This window comes from Maritalea mobilis, assembly GCF_004363175.1.
GTDB classification, from domain to species: domain Bacteria; phylum Pseudomonadota; class Alphaproteobacteria; order Rhizobiales; family Devosiaceae; genus Maritalea; species Maritalea mobilis.
The window spans coordinates 286,917-311,455 of record NZ_SNYR01000001.1 but is presented as its reverse complement, the minus strand read 5'-3'; the positions used below and the strand labels follow the sequence as shown (position 1 = coordinate 311,455).

The window sequence follows — 24,539 nt, the reverse complement described above, 5'->3', positions numbered from 1 at the left end:
AAAAATTGATGCGCACGATCACCAGATTTTTGAAAAGCGATACTGCATCAAATGAGGCCCAAAATAATGAACAATGATCCCCATTGGGCCCTCACCCTCTCACACATTTTAAGCGCCAATTCAGCCGCGGAAAATGTTCCGCCGCTTACGGCTGATAATGTCGAAAGAGATGATTTTGACGCGGTGATTAAATGGGTTTGCGATGGGCTATTGCCCGTGGCGAAAACTGTTTCGCAATTGCGGGCTGAGGATTTGTCGCCCCTTCAGCGCGTTGAAGCTTTGGCGCAGCAATGGAAAACAGACGGCACTTATGTTGGCACACTTTGGGCGGCAGCATTACGGGACATGTTTGAGCAGCAAACAGGCCAATCATTTGCCTATGATGCGACTTATGATGCGGCGCATGAAAGTGCCATGGAATTTGCTGGCAAAAATCAAGACATGATCAATGAGCATTTCGGCAGTGCGGAGAATTATGCGGAATATTATGCCGAAACTGACACCAATGCGATGCTCGCCTTTTTCAACCGCACGGTGAGTGCGGCGATGGGCGAAGGCATTGCAAAAAGCTTTGAGACAAGAAGCGTCGACGAATTTTTGAATAGTTGCCCTGACGCATTTTTACGTGGCTTGATGCGCAGCTATCAGAATGCCTTGGGCCCAAAAAGCCAAGCAGAATTGGCAACAGAATTGCAGGAAAAACTGCAGCAGGCCATCAATTAAAACAAACGGACAAGAAGAATTGTCATCTGGGAGAGAGAAATGGATCACACCAATTTAGAAGCGATCAAAAAGATCGCCACAGCCAAAAAGACTGACTTTAAGACCATCAATGTAAAGCGCTTCAATCCGGTTATTGGTGGCGAAGTGAGTGGCATCGACATGTCACAACCGATCAGCAAAGAGCAGGTTGCTGAATTGCGGCAGGCGCTGAATGAATATCATGTGTTGGTTTTCCGCGATCAAAAAATTGATACGGAGCAGCAAAAAGAGTTTGCTCGCAATTTTGGTACGCTGCGGAAAATGGCACTTGAAGATATTGATGGCGATGATCCCGAGATTGTATTGATCCAAGCATCGGACGCTTCGCAATTTGTGGCGGGTGAAGTTTGGCACACAGACGGCACTGCATCGGAACAGCCCGCATGGGCGCAGATGCTGCACATTCATCAAATCCCCGAAATCGGATGCGGTGGCGATACGGTTTTTGCCAATATGCATTTGGCCTATGAAATGCTTTCGCCAGGCATGAAAGAAATGCTGGAAGGCATGACGGCGATCCACGATGCAGCGTTGCCATGGGCTGGCTATGAAGCGCCACCCAATTTGCCAAAAATTGAACACCCGATTGTGGTGAAGCATCCGGAAACGGGCGCAAAAATGCTCTATATCAATCCCGGTTTTACAACGCGCATTTTGCAGCTCACTGAGTTTGAGAGCCGTGCCATTTTGGAAATGCTGTTCCGGCAGATTGAGCATGAAGTGCTGTTGAGCTGCCGTGTTCAGTGGGAAGCTGGCACCGTGGTGTTTTGGGATAATCGTTGCACGCAACACCGGGCCATTTGGGATTATTACCCCTATTCCCGCTTTGGTGAGCGGGTGACGCTTGTGGGCGAAAAGCCTTACGAGAAAATTTAGAGGCCAGCGACCTCTAACATCTTTTTGCCTAGGGCGGTGTTTCCATGAATTGGATCATTGTCCTGGCAATATTCAGCCAGAAGATTGCCTTCCTTATCCGACGTGTCATTGCGCACATCGATGACTGAACAGCCAATTTTTGTGAGTTCGCTAACGGCACGATTTTGCAGTGCACGGAACAGTTCACCCCATGCACTGTCTGGAATGCGTTGTGGTGGCAGGGCGAAAAACACGGTTTTGCCCTGCTCGACTAGGTGCTGATGAAAGGCCAACATGGGTGCTTGCATGCGTTGAAAGATGGATTGGCACATGGGGCCAGCGATGAAGTCTTGGGGAAAGCCAAGGTTCTCATCTCGGAAGTTTGCCCAAACGGCGCGTGCCGCTGGGAAATGAAATCCAGAGCCAATGGTGGAGACAATTGGAATCTCTACATCTTCAATACAATCTACACCCCAAAGCTGGCACAGTTCGCCATATACCCGGATTGTATCTTCTACAACAAAGCTGAGTTTGCCTTGCTCAACCTCGAAAAATTCTGAATAAAACTCTTTGCCGGACGCGATGGGGCCGCCGCCAAATTCGATGCCCCGTTCCCGCGCAGCGCGGCCAATGGTGCCTGCGTGCGAGTCACCAATCAGTGCAAATTCATGCTTTGCCATAATATTCTAAAATCTCATCTTCACAGACAATATCGCCCATTGGAACCGGGCTGGATTGTTTCTCTTGCCCCAAGCCCTCAAAGAAATGCTTCATCACATAATCGACGCCACTGGGGGAAACTGTTCGCTTGTTTTCGTTGAAATAGGACTGGTCCAACATGGCTGGCGACACCAAATCATAGGACGGGAAATAGTCCACATGCTCACTGGCATTGGCAAATTCGCCAGCAAGGGCACGCAGCACCGATTTCGTGTAGGTGCTGGCGGTGAGCGCATGATGGCCAGTTACCGTTGCCGTGATCGGCACAGGCGAAACGGTAAGCAGCATTTTGATGTTTGGATTGTGATTTTGCATGGCGTCGAACGCGCTCGCCAAGGCTTTTTTGCCCGACTCAAAACCGAAATTGATGCACTGATGCTCATCAGGGTTGAAGGTACCCTGCACTGTGCCCGGACAAGCTGGATAAATGGATTTTGACTTTGTGTTGACCCAAGCCTCGGTAAGGCCCGGTGTAAACAGAAAGATATCGGCTTGCTCGATTGCTGTTTTGACTGCATCGGCGGTGATGTGTCGAGAGGCTAACACCTCTTCGACACTTTCAAAACCATTAGGCCGAACTGATGGGCGGAACGGGTCGAAAAATCGACCGTCTGTTTCCCACACTTCTTGGTCCATGCTGGATCTATCTAATGCCCAGCGCACCCATTGCGCCAACAAAGCAGGCGTATAGATGTTGCCCGTGCGAAAGGTGAAAAGTCCATAATTATGCGCGGTGTGCAGTGAACGCGGCAAAGATTGCGGTGGCTTCTCGGTGACCAACCAATTCATGCCACGGCTACGCAGTGCGCGCCCAATATTTTGCGCGAAGCATGAGCCGGCAGTGGCAACGGCATGTTGCTTTTCTATTTTAAACTTGGGAAGCCAGACTTGGGTGAGTTCGCCCTGTTTGGGCTCGGCAACGCCGAGTTTCCAAAATGCGCGATCATCCAGTTTTTCATACGGATTCAATCTCCCCCTCCTCCGCAATTGGTTGTTTTTCTTTCAAAGCGATATAGCCGATCCATGCCAACGGCAGGCACAAGGCCGTTGCGGCATAAAACAAAACTGGCCCGCCCAATGTGATGATCAATTGTGCGGCCAACAAAGGCGCAACGGCGCCCCCGAGATTGGACAACATGTAGATGCCGAAAAAGGAATTTCGCTGATCTTTTGGCGCGACACGATCCACAATCGTGAGAAACATAGGCAAAGCAATAATTTCGCCGAGTGTTGAAACCCCGATGGCCAAGACCCAAAGCCAGACAAATTGCTGTTGGTTGATGGCAATCATCAATAGCGACAAGCCCAAACAGGCAATGGCGACCAGAAAGGCTGTCCGTTCCCCCATTTCCATAATCTGCTTCATAAACAGGCCATGGATGACCAGCACAACGACGGTATTGGTGACGGTGAGCATGGCGATGATCGCCGCCAGATCGGGCACACCCAGATTGATCATATGCAAGGTCAACGGCTCGTCGGTTTGTGCATAGATAAAGACCAACAGCAAGTTGGAGATGAACAAGGCGACAAATAGACGATGTTTGAATGCCTCTTTTAAGACGGAAAGGCTTGAGCCACGTTCTTTGGCGGTCGGTGTGTCTTCAATTTCAGGCAATTTGAACTGAATCGCATAGCCCAAGAGTATATAGCTTGCGGCAGCGATGAGGAAAATTGAGTTGTTTCCGTTTTGAATAAACCACAGGCCAATAAATGGCCCTACGGCGCCTGCAATGTTCACAATGTAATATCGCACATGGAAGAGCGCTGGGCGCTGTTCTTCATTTTCGGCCAATTCGCCCAAAGATGAGCGCAAAAGTGGCTCCAGCACCCCTCCAGCAGCCGAGAACAAGGTGATCGCGATGAAATAAGCCTGTAAATTGGGCAGGAATGCTAAAATCAGAAAGCAAATGATGGTCAGCAGGTTGGCGCCATGCATCAAATTCTTTTTCCGCATCCCGTCGGCAATGAAGCCAGCAATAGGCGATGCCGCCAGACCGACAAATGCGCCCAAGGTAAACAGAAAGCCGATTTGAAAAACGGTTGCCCCCAAGCGCTCACTCAAAATGACAGCTAAAAACGGAAAGACCATAAAACTGGTCAATCGGGTCAAAGTGATCGCGACAATGAAGAATTGTGCGTGAGGCGGCAAGCTGCGCAAAGTTGCGACAAAGCCCCCTGCTTTCTTTTCATTGGCCACGCTCTTCTCCCCCCAAACGTCCATTATTGGATCGTTCTTATCTTTATCGGCGATGTGGGATTTTGTCCCTGCGTATTGATACGTTCTTTTACGCCACAAGTTTGACAGCGTAACGTCATATGGATCGGATATCCATTGCAAGAGATGCATAGGGTATGCAGATTCAGCATTGGATTGATGCAAAAATCGGAATTAGCTTATTCGAGTTGCCGAACCATAAAATGGCGGTGACCAAAAACGATAATATCAGGTGCCATATGTGAGACCAAAACATATGACTTGGTTGCCAATTATGCTCTGGGAGGGACTAGCATTATGGGCGAAAAAAACATTTTAAGAACAAACTTAAAAACGCCGATGATCATTTGTGTGTCCATGCACTTCGGCGCAACCAAGTTGGTGCGTTTATAGCCTTTTCGCATTGCACCCTATTCGATCGAATCTCGCACTTCATCTCCCTCGCTTTAGCTTTCGCGACTAAAGTTTTAGGCGTACGGTGCGAGGTTCGATCATTTTATCCGTGGGCATCAGCAGCATAAAAGCGACATTATTCGCTTATTTGATTGCCCGGATCGCCAAGCAATTGGCGCTTTATTCATAGCATTTGAGATCTTTAAAGATGCCAGATTTTGTAAATCCATTTCGCACCACCCCGGCCAACCATTTGGATTTGAACCGGATCGCCCTTTCTTTTGAAGGGATGAGAATGGATTATGGCAGCTTAGAGCAAAGAGCTGCCGCGCTGGCGACGGCAATTGGCGGCCTAAACCTTCCCATCGCGCAAGAAGTTGGACGCCCCACCATCGGCATTTCTCTACACAGAGGGCCGAATGTATTTGTTGTCATGTTGGCCTGCCTTAAAGCGGGCTGCGTTGTGGTGCCGATCGATCCAGCACATGGTGCAGAATATAAACGAGATCTGGTTGAAACTGCGCAATGTAGTTTGGTGATTACCGATCAGCCTGAAGGATGGGCGGACACACAATTCCAGACACTTGAAAGTCTAGATTCAGTCAAAGCGGAAAAAGAGACGACACCTGCCCCGCTGGAGGCTGGCGATGTGGGATTCGTGTTGTTTACGTCTGGCACAACAGGCAAACCCAAGGGCGTGATGTTGGCGCTGGATGCCATGTTGATGGCGGCAAAAGATTTCGGTGCGCGTACCGGGATGGATGCCAATTCAATCATTGCGCAATTCACGGGCCTTTCCTTCGATTCTGCGGTGCTGGAATTTTTGCAGGCCTATTTGCATGGTGCCGAATTGGCGATTGTGCCGGAAACCGCTCGGTTAGCCCCGGAGGAACTGGCATCGTTTCTCGTTGCGGAAAAGATAACACATTTGACGTTGCCCGCTGCCCTCGCCCCCTATTTGCCACAACGGCAAGATTATGCGCTGGACGCGTTAATTTGCGTTGGCGACAAGCTTGATGATCAGCTGCTGTGGGATTGGGCGGCGGTTTGCCCAACATTCAATGGATATGGACCAACAGAAGCTTCAGTTTGCACCAGCCTGTGCAAAATTGAACCGAACTTGCCGATCAGTTTGGGCGCTCCACTTAAGCATATCCAATTGTCGCAAGACCCGAAAAGCCTTGAATTGGTGATTAGTGGTTTTGGGCTAGCGAAAGGCTATATGGGCGCGCCGGAGCAAACCGCTGAACGCTTTATCGAAGGCGAAGATGGCATCGTTCGATATTTTACGGGCGATGAAGTTCAAGTAGTTCCAGATGGTAATTTCAAGTTTGTTGGCCGGACAGACTTTCAAGCGAAAATTCGCGGTGCGCGCGTTGAGACCAGCGCCATTGAAACTGTGTTGTTGGAGCAAAACGAGGTGCGTGAGGCGGCTGTGATTGCTGTTGGCGACAATAGCAGTGACCGTCATCTTGTGGCGTTCGTGGTGGCGGATGCCGCCGAGAATGAGTTAACGCCGCAGTTGAAAGACGTATTGTCTAAGCGGCTGCCCGAGTCTCATTTCCCTAAATATTTCAATTTTTTGGATCGCTTGCCTTATACATTGAATCACAAAGTTGATCGCAAAGCTCTGGCGGCGCTTGCGACTGCTGATGCTGAAATTGTGTATTCAGACGATGATTTGGAAAGTGTGGCGCGTGCGGCTTTCTTGCATGAAGTTGGACGCGAGCATGTCGAGTTGGATCAAGATTTTTTCCAGCTTGGTGGCGATTCAGTTGGCGCGATGCGGCTGTTGGCCAAACTATCGAAGCTAACTGGCCGTAAGGTTGCAGTTGGCGACTTTCGGAAAGCGCCGACACTTGCCGAATTGATTGATCTGCTGGAGCGCGATGCGACCGATATTGTACAGATTGAGCTGAACCAACGTGACACAGATGTTTTGCCGCTGTCGCAGCAGCAAAATGCGGCTTGGTATATGTTCAACCAAGACCCGACCAGCAAAGCCTATCTCGCTGAAGCTGTACATCACTTTGAAGGCGCGTTTAATCCTGAAGCGATGCTGAACGCGGCGCAGAAGATTTTTGATCGGCACGAGATTTATCGCACAGTCTTTTTCGAAGATCAGGGTGAACCGGTTCAGCAGATTTTGCCGCATCATCAGGTTGAATATCCGAGCATCGATGCCACGCATGTTTCAGCAGATGCGCGCCAGGATTTTATCAAGCAGACATTTGCAGAAGTGCTGCCGGGTATTTTTGATTTGAGCAAACTGCCACTGGCACGGTTTGCATTGATCAAATTTTCTGATCAGCACTATGCTCTGCTGCATCAGGAACATCATATTGTGCATGATGGATGGGGCGGCTCAGAATTCACCGCAGAATTAATGGGTTGGTATCATCATTTTGCTTCGCCCGATTACGAATTTGCGCCCGCAGATGTGCCGCAATATTCGGACTTTTTGCTCACACAAACCGAATGGCTCGCCTCACTAGATGCGGAGCGGCAAAAGGCCTATTGGGTTGAGCAACTTGCAGATGCGCCACGTGCGGTGCCGATATTTGGTAAGAAGTCAACGCGATTGGGCTTTGAAGGCGGTTATGAGCGCATCGATTTCACCCGCGCTGAGTGGGCAAGATGTGAGGACATGTGCCGCGAAATTGGTGTAACGCCTTTTGGCTTCACCTCAGCGGTGCTCAACTTGGTGCTCTGGCAATATTCAGGCGAGCAAGACATTGTTTTTGGTGCGCCATTTGCTAACCGAAATTGGCTGAACAGCCAATCAATCCTCGGCATGTTGGTGAACACGCTGGTGCTTCGTGCCAAAATTGATCCTGATCAAGACGCGCTTTCATTTGTTCAACAAACGCAAAAGACAATTGATGCTGCCTATGCCAACCAGGAAATGCCTTTTGGTGCTGTGGTTGAGGCGCTTAACCCAGATCGGTTTGGCGGGCAGAATCCACTATTCAATGTTTTGCTTGGCTTCCATGATGCGCCGATTGATGTGGATGAAATTGACGGGCTGCGCTGGCGCAAAGATGAAACGGTGATTTCCAAAACCACCAAGTTTGATTTGGACTGTTTGGTGGTGAACCGCGACAAGCATTTCACAGACAATGACATGGTCTCGTTTCTCTGGGAATATCGCAGCGATATTTATCATGCTGATGAAATTCGTCATTTTGTTGAGAGCTTTAAACAGGTGTTTTTGGCCCTGTGTGAAACGCGGGATATGACCATTGCTGACGTGCCGAGCCTGACGACAGAACAAAGAGATGTTCTGTTGTTTGATTGGGGACGGGGCTATGATGTGCCGGCGCCTGTTCGTGCGCAACTTGATGGCAAGAGCCTTGTCGAAGCGCTCAACGCGAAGCTTAAATCCCAAGGCGACCATATTGCTTTGAGGGCTGGCCATGAGGTGATGAGCTATCGCCAATTGGATGAGCGTTCTGATGCTCTTGCGGCAACACTCGAACACAAGGTGCAGCCGAATGATCGCGTGGCGATTTATGCGGCGCGGGGCATGGCGCAAATTGTGGCGATGGTTGCGGTGCAAAAACTTCAGGGAACTATTGTTTGCCTCGATCCCTCCCTGCCCGATGCCCGCATTGAACATATGTTGCGCGACAGCGCACCAAGCATTGTGCTTTGGGACAATGCGTTTCCGCCGCAAGCACAGTCTTTCGACTGTGTGGAGATCAATGAGGCGAGTGCATCAGACACAAGCTTTTACGAGCGTCCGTTGCAAGATGGGCATTTGGCTTATGTGAATTACACATCAGGCTCTACCGGACAGCCTAAGGGCGTGGAGATATACGCGAATAGCTTGTTGGACGAATGCGCTCATCTCATGTCGATTATGGAGCTTGATGCGCAATCGCGCGGTGTTAGCCTTTCTCACACGGGTTTCGATGCATATCACGGCGAAATTTGGCCTCTGCTGCTCGCAGGTGGCAGCGTTTCACTGATTGCGGATCAGGAACGTGATGATTTGGGCGGTTTGATGCAATTGATGCGGGAGCAACTGGTCAGTGTGGCCTGTTTGCCGACTGGACTACTGGAAGAAGCATTCAACAGCGATGTAACTTGGCCGGATAGTTTGAAGGTTTTGGCCGCGGGCGGTGACCGCCTGTCAGCAGTACGTTTGCCTGACGGATTTAGTGCGAAACTGCTCAATCTTTATGGCCCGACAGAAACTACCATTGATGCCACGTTTTATGAAGTGCCGCGCAATGGGCCTGAGGCGCCGCCCATTGGTCGACCAGCGGCTTACACAAGTGCCTTGGTGATGGATGATGAACGGCTATGCCCGGTTGGCGCACCTGGAGAATTAGTGATCGGTGGTACTGGCATTGCCAAGGGTTACCTTAATCTGCCGGAAGAAACCGCCAAATCCTTTGTGCAATTGGCGGATTGGCCGAATGAAAGATTTTATCGGACTGGCGACAAAGTACGTTGGCGCCATGATGCGCAGTTGGAATTTTTGGGTCGTATTGATGACGAAATTCAACTGCGCGGCTACCGGATTGCGCCTGCAGAAATTGTGAGCAGTTTGCAAAGCCATTCTGATGTGGCGCAGGCTGCGGTTGCGGTGAAAAACAGCGCGCTTTGCGCTTATGTGACTGTGACGAGCAGCGTTGATGAAGACAAGCTAACACGTCATTTGAAAGCACAACTTGCCAAGGTGTTGCCGAAATATATGGTGCCCAACACGATCATCGTGTTGGATCGCCTACCACTGACACCACAGGGCAAGGTGGACGTTAAAGCGCTGCCAGAATCAATTGCCCATGCCGCTCAATATGTTGCGCCAGAAACGCAAACTGAAACAGATTTGCATGCACTTTGGTGTGCGGCGCTAAATGTCGAAAAACTCAGCATTGCCGATAATTTCTTCACAGTGGGTGGACATTCGCTTTTGGCCATTCGGTTGATTGGACCCATTCGCGATCAGTTTAATGTCGAACTTAAAGTGAATGACTTTTTCGACCATGCGACTGTGCAGGATTTGGCGGAATATATTGATCTGATAAAGGGCAGCCTCGCCGAACCAAAAGCTGACTATCAATTTGATGGTGAGTTCTGATGGTTCTTGAGCTTTTGCGGCAAGCCAAGGCGGAAGGCATTCAGCTTTATGTGGAAGCTGGGAAACTCAAGTTTCGCGCGCGCACTCAGCCGCCAAGCGATGATTTACGCCAAGCCATTATGGGTCGCAAATCGGACTTGATTGCTTTTTTTGAAGAACGAGCGCCCGCACAGAAAAATGGCGGCCCGCAAGCTGGTGACCCGACTTCTGCCGCGCCTTTATCCCAAACGCAGCGACGTGTTTTTTATCAAGAAACAGCGTTTGATCTGCAAGATACATATGTGATGCGCGCCGCCTATCGCTTTGATGGGCAGTTGGACGCCACAAGGCTGAAACGGGCGCTCAACGCGATCTTGGATCGACACACAATCTTGCGATCAAAGTTTTCGATTGATGATGCAGGCGAAGCAATGCAAACGCCCATTGCTGATGTGGAATTCGCTTTTGATGTTCAAGAAGAAGTAGACTTTGACAGCTGGATCGCAAAGCAAATGGCCGTGCCGTTGGATATTGGCAAGGGCACGGTTTGCTACGCTGGACTGCAAAAGCAGCAAGATACGAGCTATCTGTTTTTTGCCTTTCACCATTTGGTGTTTGATGGATGGTCGTTCGATTGTTTTTACAAAGAACTGGCGGCTTTTTACAACGCCGACGAAGGTCAGAACTTGCCGGACATTCCTTTTCAATATGGGGATTTTGCGCGGTGGCAAGGCGGCAAAGATTGGTCGAAAAAAAGCCGCATGTTTTGGCGCGAGCAACTGGACGGTGCGTCAATTCTCAACACCATCAAGCCTGACCATGCACGTCCGTCTCGGGCGAGTTTTTCTGGTCGGCTTTTATCCATGCCAGTTGATCGTGCAACTTTGGAAAGATTGCGCGATTTGGCCCGTGCGTGCGAATGCAGCCTATATTCGGTGATGTTGGCTGCGTTTTATGTGGTGGTGGCGCGATATAGCCAGACGGAAGATTGCGTGATCGGCACGCCGGTGGCGGGCCGACAGGGTGCAAAGCTTGATAATCTGATTGGCTTTTTCGCCAATATGGTGCCGCTGCGGGTGCAGGCGGATCATCAGTTAAGTTTTCGCGAGTTCGTTAACCGGGTGCACAACAGTAATTTGGCCGCGCAGGCCCATCAAGATTTGCATTTTGAGCAGATTATTGAACAGCTTGGCTTTGCAGGTGAAGCGAGTTTTACCCCCCTCACCCAATTGATCTTTTCTCTCGCGGAGGAAGCCGAATCTTGTCCTACATTGGATGGGAAAAAAGGCGAAAAAATTGATCTCGACGCGCATCATCTTGGATTTGAAATTGAATTGCATTTGACTGGCACGTCTGACGGTGGTCTGGTTGCCAATTGGCTTTATGCTGACAAGCTTTTTGAGCAGAAAACCGTTGAATCTATCGCTAAAACATATGCTTATGCCTTGGATCGTTTGGCAAGCGAACCTGACCAGAAGCTCGCCAATGTGGCGCTGGCTGCGCCTGAAGTTCAGGAAAACTGGGATGCACTCAACAGCATATCGGTCCCCTATCCGCTTGAGCTAGGTTTTGCCGATCTGTTTGAAAAGCAGGTTGAGAAAACACCAGACGCTAAGGCTTGCGCTTGGCTCAGCAAAGATGGTGCTGTTCAACAGCTGAGTTATGTCGACTTGAACGCGCGTGCCAATGGGCTGGTAGCTCAACTGATCGCGAATGGTGTGCAAGTCGGCAGTCGCGTGGGCGTTTTTATTGGCGATGAAGCCGACAATCTGATTGCTTTGATCGCCGTGCAGAAAATCGGTGGTGCCTATGTGGTGCTGGATAGCAATAATCCGGCAACACGCAATGAGCAGATTATTCAGGATACGGAATGCACGCATTTGATTGGCACCGCACGGCAATGTGCCGAGTTCGCACAACTTATTTGCGTTGAGCCTGATGGGCGCATTGAAGCGAAAAACCCAAACCGAACTGGCGATGGGTGGCACAGTGAAATGCCAGCGATGTTTGTGTTTACGTCAGGTTCGACTGGCAAACCGAAGGGCGCGGCGTTGCCCGCCAGTGCACTGACCAATTTGATTTTTGCCAGCCAAGAACGGTTTGGTTTTGCCTCCGAACAATGTTTCGGCGTGGCGTCCACCCTCACTTTTGATGCCCATCTTTTTGAGATTTATGTTGCGCTGGCCTTTGGCGGATCCATTGCGCTGTTCGAACCAACGCGGTTTCGTGACGGAAAACTGCTGAACCAAGATCAAGAGCGGCTGGCCGTTGATTATTTGTTCGCCACACCAACCACTTGGCAATTTCTGCTTGATGATGGCTGGCGCCCTAAGGCGCAACAGACCATCATTTCTGGCGGTGAAGCCCTTTCTGACCAGCTTAAATCTAAACTGTTTGCCGCCAATCGAGACCTAAATCTGATCAATATTTACGGCCCGTGTGAATGCACTGGCTATGTTTTGGCGGCCACGCTTTGCGACGGTGATGAAGTGCATGTTGGCCAGCCGCTGCCGAACACTGGCGCTCATGTGCTTGATGCATATGGCAACCCTTGTCCTGCGCATTGCGAAGGCGAATTGGTTTTGTCGGGCGCGCAAGTAGGCCTGCATTATCTTAACAATGAAATGCTGACGGCAGAACGATTTGGTCAGCTTAATGTTGGTGGGCGGACTGTGCGGACTTATGCCACGGGTGATGTGGCGAAGCGTTGTGCTGACGGAACGATCAAAATTGTTGGTCGCCGTGACTTCCAAGTTAAAATCAACGGTGTGCGCATTGAACTGGAAGAAGTTGAAACTGCGCTCCTGCAGCATGAAGCCGTGAGCCAAGCAGCGGTTGTTGCAAATGCCCTGCCAGATGGCAGCAAGCAATTGCTGGCTTATGTTCAAACGTCGCTAGAATCGGGGCAAGCAAGTGGCGTTTTGGCTAATTTTCTTGCTGAGCATTTGCCACCGAGCTTTATGCCCGCGCACTATATTGTGCTGGATGACGTGCCTCTGACCAGCAGTGGCAAAATTAACCGGAAAGCCCTACCCGCACCGGATATTACCCAAGAGGTGCAACAAGGCACCGCGCCGCGCAATCAGGCTGAGCAAGATTTGTGCGCGTTATGGTGCAAGCTGCTAGATCGCGATGTGGTTGACGTACGCGCCAGCTTTTTTGCTCTTGGCGGTTATTCGCTTCTGGCCATCAAGATGCTCAATCAGGTCAATCAGTATTTTGGCAGTCAGCTCGCACTGCGCGATGTGATCAGAAATCTAACCATTGAGGCGATCGCCTCAGCATTGGATGCCAAGCAAACGAATGTTGGCGCGGTGCCGATTGCAATTGCACGGCAAGATTTGTCGCAACCATTGCCCCTTTCCTTTTCTCAGGAACGCATGTGGGCAATTGACCAGATTGATGCCCATGGTCGGTTCTACACCATACCCTTGGTGTTTGAGATTGATGGCGAAATTGATGTTGAAAAATTAGCGATATTTTTTGATCAGTTTGTCGAACAAAATCCGATTTTGCGGACTGCCTATCTGCAAAAATCTGATCAAGCCTATCAGCAAGTAGTGCCCTTTAAAGCTGGCGTTCTAAGCGTTTCAGATTTGCGCCAGAGCCAAGATATTCCATCGCAATTGACTGATTTTGAAGATCAGATTTTAAACGCGCCATTTGACTTGTCTTCGGGGCAGGTTTTCCGGGCGGCGCTGGCTATTTTGAATGATCATAAATCGCGTTTGTTTATTGCGGTGCACCATATTGCGTTTGATGGCACGTCTGTTGGTATTTTCTTTGACCAGCTTCAGGCGTTTTTTGGCGGCTCCCAACCAAAAGCTGTCGCCAGTTTGAATTTTGCGGATATCGCGGTTTGGCAGCATGAACATTATGATGGCGACCAGGATCTTGCTTATTGGTTAGATCGGTTGGAAGACGCGCCGCAATTGCATCAACTGCCATTGGATGCGCCGCGGCCTGCGCAGCCTTCGCATAAGGGGCAAACGATTTCCGCCGCACTGAATGAGGAGGTCTCGAGCAAGCTTGACGCTCTCGCTGCGCAACTTGGTGTGACAGAATTTTCCGCCCTGTTTAACGCTTTCGCGGCCTATCTCTGCAATGTGCAAGGGCAAGCTGACATTGTGATCGGTACGGCTGTAGCAAACCGTGAGCGTGACGCGTTTGAGGCCGTGATTGGCAATTTTGTCAATTCTGTCGCGTTGCGGGTGCAACCTGATTTTTCCACTTCTTTCAATGATTTTCTGCATGCCACCCATTCTCAATTTCAAGAAGATATGGCGCACCAATCGCTGCCATTTGAAAAGCTGGTTGACCGTCTTCAACCTGAACGCAGCTTCGCACATAGTCCGATTTTCCAAATTATGATGGTGCAGGACAATAGCGAAAGCGGCCCTATTAATTTGGGCGCCGCTCAAATGCGGATGATTGATCCGGTTGAGACTGAGGCTAAATTTGATTTGTCAGTGGGCGTTCGGCGCGGTGATGTGATCAGCTTCAATATCAATTATGCGACTGATATTTTTAACGCAGCGCGAATTCAAAAGCTAGCCGACGGTTTTATTGATTTTCTCGAAAAAGCGGTGGGAGAACCGCAAGCGTCACTTGATCAATTATTGCCGCTAGCGAAGTTGGACCCCGCCCTCGTTGGGCCCAAAGCCGACATCAATGCGACCTCATTTATCGAGCGGTTTGCCCATTGGGTACAAATAGATGGCGACGCAACGGCCATTCGCTTTGAAGGCCAAAGCATCAGCTATGCTGAGTTAAATGCGGCAGCGGACCAATTGGCGAAGAATCTAGCCTCTCATGGGGTTGGCTCTGGTAGCTTGGTGGGAATTCATGTCGCGCGTGGACCGCGCATGATTGAGGCGATCCTTGCTGTTCATAAGCTTGGCGCAGCGTATTTGCCGCTCGATCCGGGTTATCCGGCTGCGCGATTGGCGCAGATTGTGGAGAATGCGCGCCTGCATTTGATCATTACCGAAGAGGTCAATAGTGGCTTATTCGCTGATCAATTTTCGCTTCGGGATCAGCAGTTTTATTCGGCATCAAATGTGCAAACGCCTGTGCAAATTGCCACCGATGCGGCATATGTCATTTATACGTCGGGTTCAACTGGAGTGCCTAAAGGCGTGGAAGTTGGACATCAGAGCCTGTGCAATTATCTCGACGCAATTGCCACGCAATTTGAGATGACGCGCGATGATCGCGTTTTGCAGGTAACCTCACTTAGTTTCGATATTGCGGTGACGGAAATTCTTGCGCCGCTGCGTCTTGGTGCGCGTGTCGTTCTCACCGCGCCGGGGCAAGAACTTGATGCGGTATCTATTGCTGAGTTGGTGGAGGCAGAAGGCGTTAGCTTTTTGCAGATGGTGCCATCTATGCTGTCGCTACTGGTGGATCAGAATAGGCATCTTGCTGGTGTCCGGCATGTCCTTTGCGGTGGAGAAGCAAGCTCAACGGCACTATTTCACGCGGCAAAATCGACCTTCCCTAACGCGAAATTGACCAATGTGTATGGCCCGACAGAGGCCACTGTTTGGGCGAGCGCTTATGAATTTAGCGGCGAAGAAACTGATGGCACCGTGTCCATTGGCACGCCGCTGCAAAATATCTCGTTGTATGTACTGGATCAAAATCAGCGCCCTGTGACTGCGGGGTACAAGGGCGAACTTTATATTGGCGGCGATGCGCTCGCTTTTGGCTATCTGCATGCAGGTGAGTTGACGCAAAAGGCTTTTGTTCAAATTCCGGGTTCTACACAGCGGCTATATAGGACAGGTGATTTGGTTCAGCAGCAGCCGGACGGCACACTGGCCTTTGTGGGGCGCACCGATAGTCAGGTGAAGGTGCGCGGTTATCGTGTTGAACTTGGGGAGATTGAGGCGCGGTTAAACGCACTTGGGGTGCAGCATGCTGTGTGCCAACTGCGTGACAATCGGCTGATCGCCTTTGTTTCCAATGGAGAGCCAAGTGCTTTGAGCGCTGAGCTGGCGCAGGTGCTGCCGGACTATATGGTGCCCTCCTTAATTATTCAGCTTGAACAATTTCCGCTTACCCCCAATGGCAAGATTGATCGGCGCGCACTGGCAGAGCTTGAGATTGGCACGGTGCCCGCGCCTTCGGATGAGCCGCCGCAGGGTGAAGTTGAAGCCACTTTGGCGGAGATTTGGACCGATATTTTGGGGCTGGAAAATATTGGTCGTCATGCGAACTTTTTCACCATTGGCGGTCATTCCATGTTGGCCATTCGGGTGATCACCATTTTGCGCGAAATGCTGGAAGAGCATGTGGATGTGAAGGTGATCTTTGAACGGCCGACCATCGCCAGTCTGGCGGAATATATCGAAGAATTTTACCTGCAAGATCAATTGGACGGGACGACACAATGAGTGGGCAAACAATTTCAGCACCATCAAAAAAGTCACGGTTTTCGCGCGATCGTTTGAAGCAGGTGAAGGCCAATGCCGGCATTCCTCGTTTGCCGCGCGATGGACAGCCATTGCCTGCTTCTGCTGCGCAAAAGATGTTCTGGTTGCTCTCTCAGGGCGAAGATGCAAGTGCAGCTTATGTTTTGCAGGCCATGTTGCGGTTGGACGGGCAAATAGATCAGAAGCTTCTAACTCAAGCCTTCCATGCTTTTTCTGACCGCCATGAAGCGGTGCGCACGTCATTCGACATGACGAGCGATGGATTGGTGCAACATATTGGGGCGGTTGGTACGCCCTTCCCGCTGAGTTTTGAACGTGCGGAAAGCATTGCTCAGCGCGACAAGCAGATCAGCAAAGCTGTCGCCGCACCGATGGATTTGGGCCACTGTGGGTTGGTGAAGGCGCATCTGTTTAGCGTTGGCGATCATGACCATATTTTGCTTGTGTTGGCGCACCATACAGTGGCTGACCGCGATAGTTTGGGCTTTATGCTGCAAGACGTTGCTGGTGAGTACAGCGCGCTTGTTGCTGGTGCTCAAGCGCCTGCAAAAGTTGATGCCTTGCCTTATGCCGACTTTGCTGCATGGGAGCAGGACAAAATTGTAAAAACTCAACTGGCGCGTGAAAAGCAATTCTGGCAACAAAATCTGGCGAACTGCCCTGCGCTCTCTACTCCAACCTCTGAAAAGAAGCGACCCAAGGTGGCTGAATTTGAGGGGCAAACGCAGGCGTTTACGCTCGACGCGGACGTCACCGCGAAGGTTCAATCCTTTTCACGCCAGGCTAGTGTCTCTGATTTTACAACTGCCGTCGCCGCATGGGTGATTTTACTGCAAACGCAGGCCCATCAATATGATGTTGTCACAGGTACCCCGGTTTCGCTGCGCAATTTGCCGGAACTGCGCAATAGTTTTGGCCCGCTGGTCAATTCATTGCCGCTGCGCTTTGGCAATCTGTTTGATCAATCAGCCGACCAATTGGTGCGGCAGGTTCAGTCTGTGTTTTTGGAGGCGCAGAACCACCAAAATATACAGTTTGACCAGATTATTGAGACTGTAAATCCGCCGCGACATCCATCGCATAGCCCTCTATTTCAAACCATGTTTTCTTGGGCGCAATCTGATGATGATGGCAGGTTAAAGTTTGGTGATTGTGTGGCTACCCCAAACTCACTTGGCGGCCAGACAGCGCAATTAGACCTGACTTTGGATCTGGTGCTGCGGGGCAATCAGATAAAAGGCGAATTTGAATTTGCGACGGCGCTGTTTTCACCTGATGAGGTTCAGGCGCTTTCTAATCGCTATCAGCACATCTTGGAGCAGCTGGTTGAGCATGCTGGTGATGAGTTTGCCTATATATCGGCAAGTTTGTTTGCCAAACCTTCTCGCTTAATGGGGTTGGGCCAAACTGAAGATAATGCGCCATTGGTGCATGAATTGGTTGCTCAGCAAGCCGAAAATCGACCTGATCAAATTGCTGTGCGAGACGGTGAACGTTCCATTACATATGCGGAATTTGAGCATCGTGCCAATCAGATGGCAAATTTGTTGCGGGCTAAAGGCATTTCCGTTGGCGATCGGGTTGCGATTTGTCTGCCGCGATCATCGGAAATGTTTATTGCGGCACAGGCCATTTTGAAAATTGGCGCCTGCTTTGTGCCGATTGAATATTACTATCCTGAAGCCCGCAAGGCCTTCATTGTGCAGGATTGTAATGCGAAAGCTGTCATTGCGGGTGATGCAGATTCATCTGCTTTTGTTGATGTGCCCATGGTGCAATTTGCTGAGTGTGTTGATCCTGGTGGACTTGATTTGCCTGCTGCTGAGGCGTTGCAGGATCAATTGGCCTATATCATCTATACATCTGGCTCCACTGGCACGCCGAAAGGCGTCTTTGTGCGCCATGATGCCTTGGCGCAAATGGCACAGAATTGGCGGTGCGAGTTTGGGTTTGATGCGCACATGAATGTGCTGCAGATGGCCAGCTTTGGGTTTGATGTCGCCATTGCTGATTTCTTCCGTACTTTATGCTTTGGCGGCAAATTGGTTTTGTGCCCTAAGGACACATTGTCTGATCCTATCGGGTTGGCAGGGCTGATTAAGAGTGAAGGCATTAACGCAGCAGACTTTGTGCCAGCTGTTTTGGACAGTTTGACAGAAGTTGAAGACTTGGCTCGCGACTGCTTTAGTCAGTTTCGACTGATCCTATGTGGTTCTGACCATTGGCCGCTGGATCATGCGCTTCGTCTGCGTGCGATATGCCCTGCAAGCTGCCGAATTGTGCACGCCTATGGGCTGACCGAAACGGTGGTTGATGCGCTTTATTTTGACGTGCGTCAAATTGAAGACGGTGCGAGCAGCTTGCCGATTGGTGCGCCAATTGGGGTAAACACCGCCTTGATCTGCGGGCCGAATTTGAATGTATTGCCCCAGGGTGCGGAGGGTGAAATCTGCATACAGGGCAAATGTTTGGCTGGCGGTTATTGGCAGCAAGATGAATTGACTGAAACCAAATTTGTTCGGCAGGCGAACGGCGAAATTTTGTTTCGCACGGGCGATTTAGGGCGTTTAAATGCAGACGGCCAAATTGAGTTTCTTGGGCGGATAGATCAGCAGATTAAAGTCCGCGGTTATCGTATTGACCCTAGCGAGTTGGAACATGCCATTTTAGGTTTCGAGGCCAAGCAAGTCTTTGTTTGCGAGCGAAATGGGCAACTGGTTGCCTATGTGGTTGGGCAGTCTGATATGGACGCGCTGGCGTCGCATCTGCGGGCTGCATTACCCGATTTTATGGTGCCTACACATCTGGTGCCGATGGACAGCTTCCCGCTGACCACCAACGGCAAGATTGATCGCGACCGCCTTCCGCAACCTGAGATAAATCAGGAATACGCAGCACCTATTGGCGACATTGAAGAAAAACTGGCCGTCATCTGGCACGAATTTTTGGGCGGTGCGCCCATTGGCAGGCATGACAACTTCTTTGAACGTGGCGGCCATTCTATGCTCGCGGTGCGCATGGCGCTTAAGGCAGGTGAAATGTTGGGTCTAGAGGTGGATGGGACGCAGGTTTTTGCGCATCCGACTTTGGCAGAGTTTGCTGCTACGGTGCAGCAGCCAAATGCTTCTGGGCCGAAGCTGACAAAACGCAAACATGTGACACATATGCCACCGTCCTTCGGGCAGGAATCCCTGTGGTTGCTGGCGCAAGATGTGGAGCAAAATGCGGCCTATAATATGCCAATGGGGTGGCAGCTGACATCAGACGCAGATGTGGCTGCGATTAAGCAAGCTTTGACGGCTTTATTGGAGCGCCATGAAGCGCTGCGCACTTCATTTGTTTCGGTAGATGGGGCGCCGCAACTTGAAATTCATATGTCGGCCCCGCCGCTTAATTGGAGAGAAATTTCATCAGCGGTGGACCAAATTGGTGCAGAAATAGCTGCGGAAATTGCGCGTCCATTTGATCTGCAGGAAGCTCCTCTACTTCGTGCCTGTTTGATCAGGAACCAAGATGGTCAAGACCTTCTTTTGGTGACGATGAACCACATCATTTCTGATGGCTGGTCGATGGATATTTTTGCGCGTGAATTTTCCGAACTTTACGCGACGTTCAAGCGCGGCAGTGCCAATATGCTCGCGCCGCTGGATTTGCAATATAGCGACTTTGTTGCGTGGCAGCGGGAGAATTTGACCGAGGAAAAACGCACCGAGCAGGCTGATTATTGGGCAAAACAGTTGGCCAACGCGCCATCGCTTTTGCCGCTGCCAACAGATCATCAGCGCCCGGCGGTGCAAGACTTTAGAGGCGATAGCGTTCCGGTGAAGATTGAAGGAGAATTGCTGACGCAATTGCGTGCCTTCGCCCAGCAAAACGCCACCACGGTGTTTAGCGTTGCCCTTTCCGCGTGGAGCTACATGCTGGCCAAGCTTTCTGGCGAAAAAGATGTGGTCACCGGCGTGCCGACTGCCAATCGTAAGCCGAAAGAAGTTGAAGATATTATTGGCTTTTTCGTCAACACGCTCGCATTGCGTCTGGACCAAACTGAAATTGCTACGCCGTCGGCGTTGATTAAGCTGGCTTCTGAGACCTTGCAAGAGGGGCAGCAGCGTGCGGATATTCCGTTTAATCATGTTGTGGAACGCTTGAACCCTGCGCGTTCGCGGAGCTATAGCCCAATTTTCCAAAACATGCTGGCTTGGGAAAATGCGCGCGGTGCATCTGGTGAAACGTGCCCATCAGACTTTGAGCCCATGCCACTGCAACTCGATAATGCGAAGTTCGACTTACTGTTGGAAGCGACGGAATTTGATGACTATATTGCGGGCAGTTTGCAGTTTGCGACCAGTTTGTTTTCCCGCCAAACAATTCTGAAATACGCGCGATATTTCGAACATATCTTAACGGCGTTTGTGCAGCAACCGAACGCAGAGTTGGTCCAGATTGGACTTGCGCCGAAGGAACGCGCGCAGGCTGATCTTGAAAGATGGCTGCAACCTGTTTCGGACTATGATGAAGCGTTGCGCACATTGCCGCGTTTTAAAGCCGTTTGTGCGGCGCATGCCAACGAAATGGCGATTGAGAAAGATGGTCGTCAGCTGAGCTTTGACGAATTGGAGCATTGTGCCAATCGTTTGACCCACGATCTGCTTGATGCAGGTTACAGATTTGATCAGCCAGTGGGGATTTGGGCAGACCGGTCGATTGAAACCGTCATCTCGATCTTCGCTATATTGAAAGCTGGCGGCGCGATTATGCCGCTCGATCCGTCGCATCCGCGCGACCGACTTGATTTTATTTTGCGCGACGCGCAAGCTCAGTTGATCTTGTCATCTGACGCAAAAGCGACCAATGCTTCGATTGATGCTAATGTTCAGGTCCATCAGGTGGATCTGCAAGGTTTGCTGGATTCTGAAGCGCCTGTGGATTTTGAAGATGCGGTGCCCTCTCCGCTGGACCCTGCCTATGTACTCTACACATCAGGTACCACGGGGACACCGAAAGGCGTGGTTCAATCGCACCGCACGCTGGACAATGTGATCAACTGGCAGTTTACCGATGGGATCACGCCGAGACGCGTGCTGCAGTTTGCATCGCTGACATTCGACGTGTCGATGCAGGAGATTTTCACATCGTTGTGCGCTGGGTCGTCCGTGGTGCTGATTTCGCAAGACATAGCGAAAGACGTTGCGAATTTGGCTGGCTTTATTGCCGCGCAGAAAATTGACCGGGCGTTTTTGCCTGTTGCGGTGCTGCATATTATTGCGGAGACATGTGGCGATTTAGATGAGTTTGGCGGGTGTGAATTTATCACTGCTGGTGAAGCACTGAAAATCACCGATGCCGTGCGTCAGAACCTGCCAAAGCTCGGCAAATATGCGTTGAACAATCATTATGGTCCAACAGAAACCCATGTGGTGACCCACCATCGTTTGCCATTGGACAGCATCAGCGATTGGCCGCATGTTTCACCTATCGGGAAACCGATTGCCAACACCAATCTTTATATTTTGGATGAGGTCCAAAATCCTGTGCCAGATGGTGTTGTAGGCGAACTCTATTTGGGCGGCAATAATGTGGCGCTGGGTTATCTCAATCGGCCCGACCTCACCGCTGAACGTTTTCTAGATGATCCATTTTCGCCACGCGAAGGCGCGAAGATGTTCAAGAGCGGCGACTTGGTGTGGCGCGATGAAGATGGCGTGCTTCATTATTTGGGACGCGCTGACGATCAGGTGAAAATACGCGGTTTCCGGGTGGAACCGGGAGAGATTGAAACTGCGCTACGTGCGCACCCCAATGTGCGAGATTGTGTGGTGCTGGCGCGTCCACGGCCCAATGGCCCATTGGCGCTGGCTGCCTATTTCACAGGTGCCATTTCCGCAGAGGAATTGCGGGCGCTGGCGAAAGAAAAACTGCCTGAATATATGGTGCCAACTGCGTGGCAACACCTCGATAAAATGCCGCTGAATTCGAGCGGTAAAATTGACCGCAAGGCGCTACCCGCGCCGAATTGGCAAGAGACGACCGCCGACAAGACGCCGTTGCGGACAGAAACTGAAACAGCGCTAGGCAAAATTTGGTCGGCTGTGCTGGGCGTTAATGAAATTGGCGCGAATGATGATTTCTTCGCCTTGGGTGGCCATTCATTGTTGGCGGCCAAACTTGTTTTCCGCATCAATCAGCATTTCGAGATCGATCTGAAACTATCTGATTTGATGGGACATTCTTTACTTGAGGATTTGGCTGCGCATATTGATCGGCAAGCGAACAAAGGCATTGTTTCAACGCAGATTACGCTTACCCCAGATCCAGATAATCGTTACGCGCCCTTCCCGCTCGGCGATATTCAGCAAGCCTATCTTGTTGGCCGTAATGATGAATTTGATTTGGGTGGCGTTGGCGCTCACTCCTACAATGAACTGCGTATTCGGAACTTCGATGTCGAGCGGTTTGAAGACGCGCTGAACAAGGTGATTGCCCGCCATGACATGTTGCGAGCCATCTTCACCGATGATGGGCAGCAGCAGATTTTGGCAAAGGTTCCGGCCTATAAGATTGCTGTTCACGACATTTCGGATCAGGGATCAGAAGCGCAAGAGCGCGCGTTAGATGCGAACCGTAATCGTTTGTCGCATCAGGTTTTCGATGCGGGGCAATGGCCGTTATTCGGGTTTGAAGTGACGCTGCTTAATGACACGCTTTGTCATCTCCATATGAGCCTTGATGCGCTTATTCTTGATGCGGCCAGCACGTCGATTTTCCTTTATGAGCTGAACCGCTTTTATGCTGAACCATCATTGGAGCTGCCTGAAATTGGCGTTAGCTTCCGGGATTATGTGTTGGCAGAGCAGGAGTTTCGAAAGAGCGAAAGCTATCGCGCGGATTTGGACTATTGGCTGTCGCACTATGACGATATGCCAGCAGGACCACAATTGCCGTTGGTACGTACGCCTGAAAGCTTGAAAGCGCCGGAATTTGTGCGGCGTGAAAAGGTAATGTCGCGGGACGAATGGGCGGCGCTCAAACAGGTGGCCAATGAACAACAGGTCACGCCGTCAGGCTTACTGCTCGCTGCCTTCTGCCTGACCCTTAATCGCTATGCGCAAAGTGGAGAATTCAGCCTGTCACTGCCGCTGTTTAATCGGCTGCCCGTGCATCCAGAGATTGACCGTGTGATCGGCGACTTCACGTCTGTGCTACTTTATCGTCAGCGTGCAGAAAAAGATCAGAAATTTGCGGCGTTCGCGCAAAATATTCAGCAGGATTTATGGCGGGATATGGACCATGCCAAAATTTCTGGCATTGAAATTATGCGTGAGTTGGGGCGCAAGTTTGGGGTGCAACCGAGCGGTTTGCCGATTGTGTTCAACTCAACACTCACCGAAATGGTTGAAGGCGCGAATGCAGAGGCAGAAGTGAAGGCGTTTGATGCGGAGAATGTGCATACCATTACGCAGACGCCGCAGGTTTGGCTGGACCATACCATTATGGAAGAACAGGGCGAGCTGATCTTCAATTGGGACAGCATTGACGCGCTGTTTCCTGATGGGTTGATGGATGCCATGTTTGCTGACTATTGCCAGCTTTTGGACGTGCTTCGCGATGATGCGCAATGGCAGGCAAGAACCGAAGAATTGTTTGACCAGAAGCTGCTTGATCAACCTACACCCCTCGCTGATCTCACCACTTTGAATGGGTTGTTTGAGCGGCAAGCCGCCCTAACGCCGGATAATGTGGCCGTGATTGCACATGATCGGACGCTGACTTATGCCGAGGTGCTGCGGGAAGCGCAGGCGCTAGCGGCGCGGTTGCAAGATCATGGCTGCGCGCCAGGTGATATTGTCGGCATTTTTCTGGAGCCGAGCTGGCAGCAAACTGTTGCCGTACTGGGCATTTTAATGGCGGGTGGTGTTTATTTACCGCTGGATCGGAATTTACCTGCGGCACGGTTAGGGAAGATTTTGGACAAAACCAACAGTCGAATTGTGCTGGTGGAAGACGGTTTTGCGGAGCCAGATCTTTTGCCGCCTCATGTTGAGGCTGTCAATGTGGACAAAGGCGCGGACGGAAGTAAGCCTGCACC

The 24,539-nt window shown here is 50.8% G+C and carries 8 protein-coding genes (1 of these 8 only partly in view); 5 read left to right on the top strand and 3 right to left on the bottom strand.

Annotation, left to right across the window (positions count from 1 at the left end; translation table 11 throughout):
• Positions 1 to 66 precede the first annotated feature (66 nt).
• Positions 67 to 723, top strand: coding sequence for a hypothetical protein (locus ATL17_RS01325; RefSeq protein WP_133570979.1), 657 nt, complete (start codon positions 67 to 69; stop codon positions 721 to 723).
• A gap of 39 nt (positions 724 to 762) precedes the next feature.
• A complete protein-coding gene (locus ATL17_RS01320) occupies positions 763 to 1,638 on the top strand; it encodes a TauD/TfdA dioxygenase family protein (protein WP_027835361.1) in 876 nt (291 codons plus the stop codon).
• Here the strand turns inward: ATL17_RS01320 and ATL17_RS01315 are convergent.
• The 3 genes from ATL17_RS01315 to ATL17_RS01305 are packed head-to-tail and all read right to left on the bottom strand — an operon-like array spanning position 1,635 to position 4,537.
• The gene (locus tag ATL17_RS01315) at positions 1,635 to 2,297 is read right to left on the bottom strand and encodes a hypothetical protein (protein ID WP_133570978.1); all 663 of its coding nucleotides are present in this window, start codon (positions 2,295 to 2,297) and stop codon (positions 1,635 to 1,637) included. The two genes, ATL17_RS01320 and ATL17_RS01315, sit on opposite strands and share 4 nt — an antisense overlap.
• Complete coding sequence (locus ATL17_RS01310) at positions 2,284 to 3,306, bottom strand: GSCFA domain-containing protein (protein ID WP_166638852.1); 1,023 nt, start codon at positions 3,304 to 3,306, stop codon at positions 2,284 to 2,286. Before ATL17_RS01310 ends, ATL17_RS01315 begins: the two co-directional genes overlap by 14 nt.
• Positions 3,293 to 4,537 carry an MFS transporter gene (locus tag ATL17_RS01305; protein WP_166638851.1) on the bottom strand — a complete coding sequence of 415 codons (1,245 nt, stop codon included), beginning with the start codon at positions 4,535 to 4,537 and terminating at the stop codon, positions 3,293 to 3,295. Before ATL17_RS01305 ends, ATL17_RS01310 begins: the two co-directional genes overlap by 14 nt.
• 619 nt (positions 4,538 to 5,156) lie before the next feature.
• On the opposite strand from ATL17_RS01305, the gene ATL17_RS01300 reads away from it, so the two are divergent.
• The 3 genes in view from ATL17_RS01300 to ATL17_RS01290 are tightly spaced (each overlapping or abutting the next) and all read left to right on the top strand, a layout consistent with a single transcriptional unit that may run on beyond the window.
• Positions 5,157 to 10,037 carry a non-ribosomal peptide synthetase gene (locus tag ATL17_RS01300; RefSeq protein WP_133570975.1) on the top strand — a complete coding sequence of 1,627 codons (4,881 nt, stop codon included), beginning with the start codon at positions 5,157 to 5,159 and terminating at the stop codon, positions 10,035 to 10,037.
• The gene (locus ATL17_RS01295; protein WP_133570974.1) at positions 10,037 to 16,414 is read left to right on the top strand and encodes a non-ribosomal peptide synthetase; all 6,378 of its coding nucleotides are present in this window, start codon (positions 10,037 to 10,039) and stop codon (positions 16,412 to 16,414) included. Before ATL17_RS01300 ends, ATL17_RS01295 begins: the two co-directional genes overlap by 1 nt.
• A protein-coding gene (locus tag ATL17_RS01290) for a non-ribosomal peptide synthetase (RefSeq protein ID WP_133570973.1) crosses the window boundary here: on the top strand, positions 16,411 to 24,539 show its 5' portion. Its footprint extends 2,098 nt past the window's final position; the window shows 8,129 of its 10,227 coding nt (coding positions 1-8,129); its start codon is at positions 16,411 to 16,413; the stop codon falls past the right edge of the window. The genes ATL17_RS01295 and ATL17_RS01290 overlap by 4 nt, the downstream gene beginning before the upstream one ends.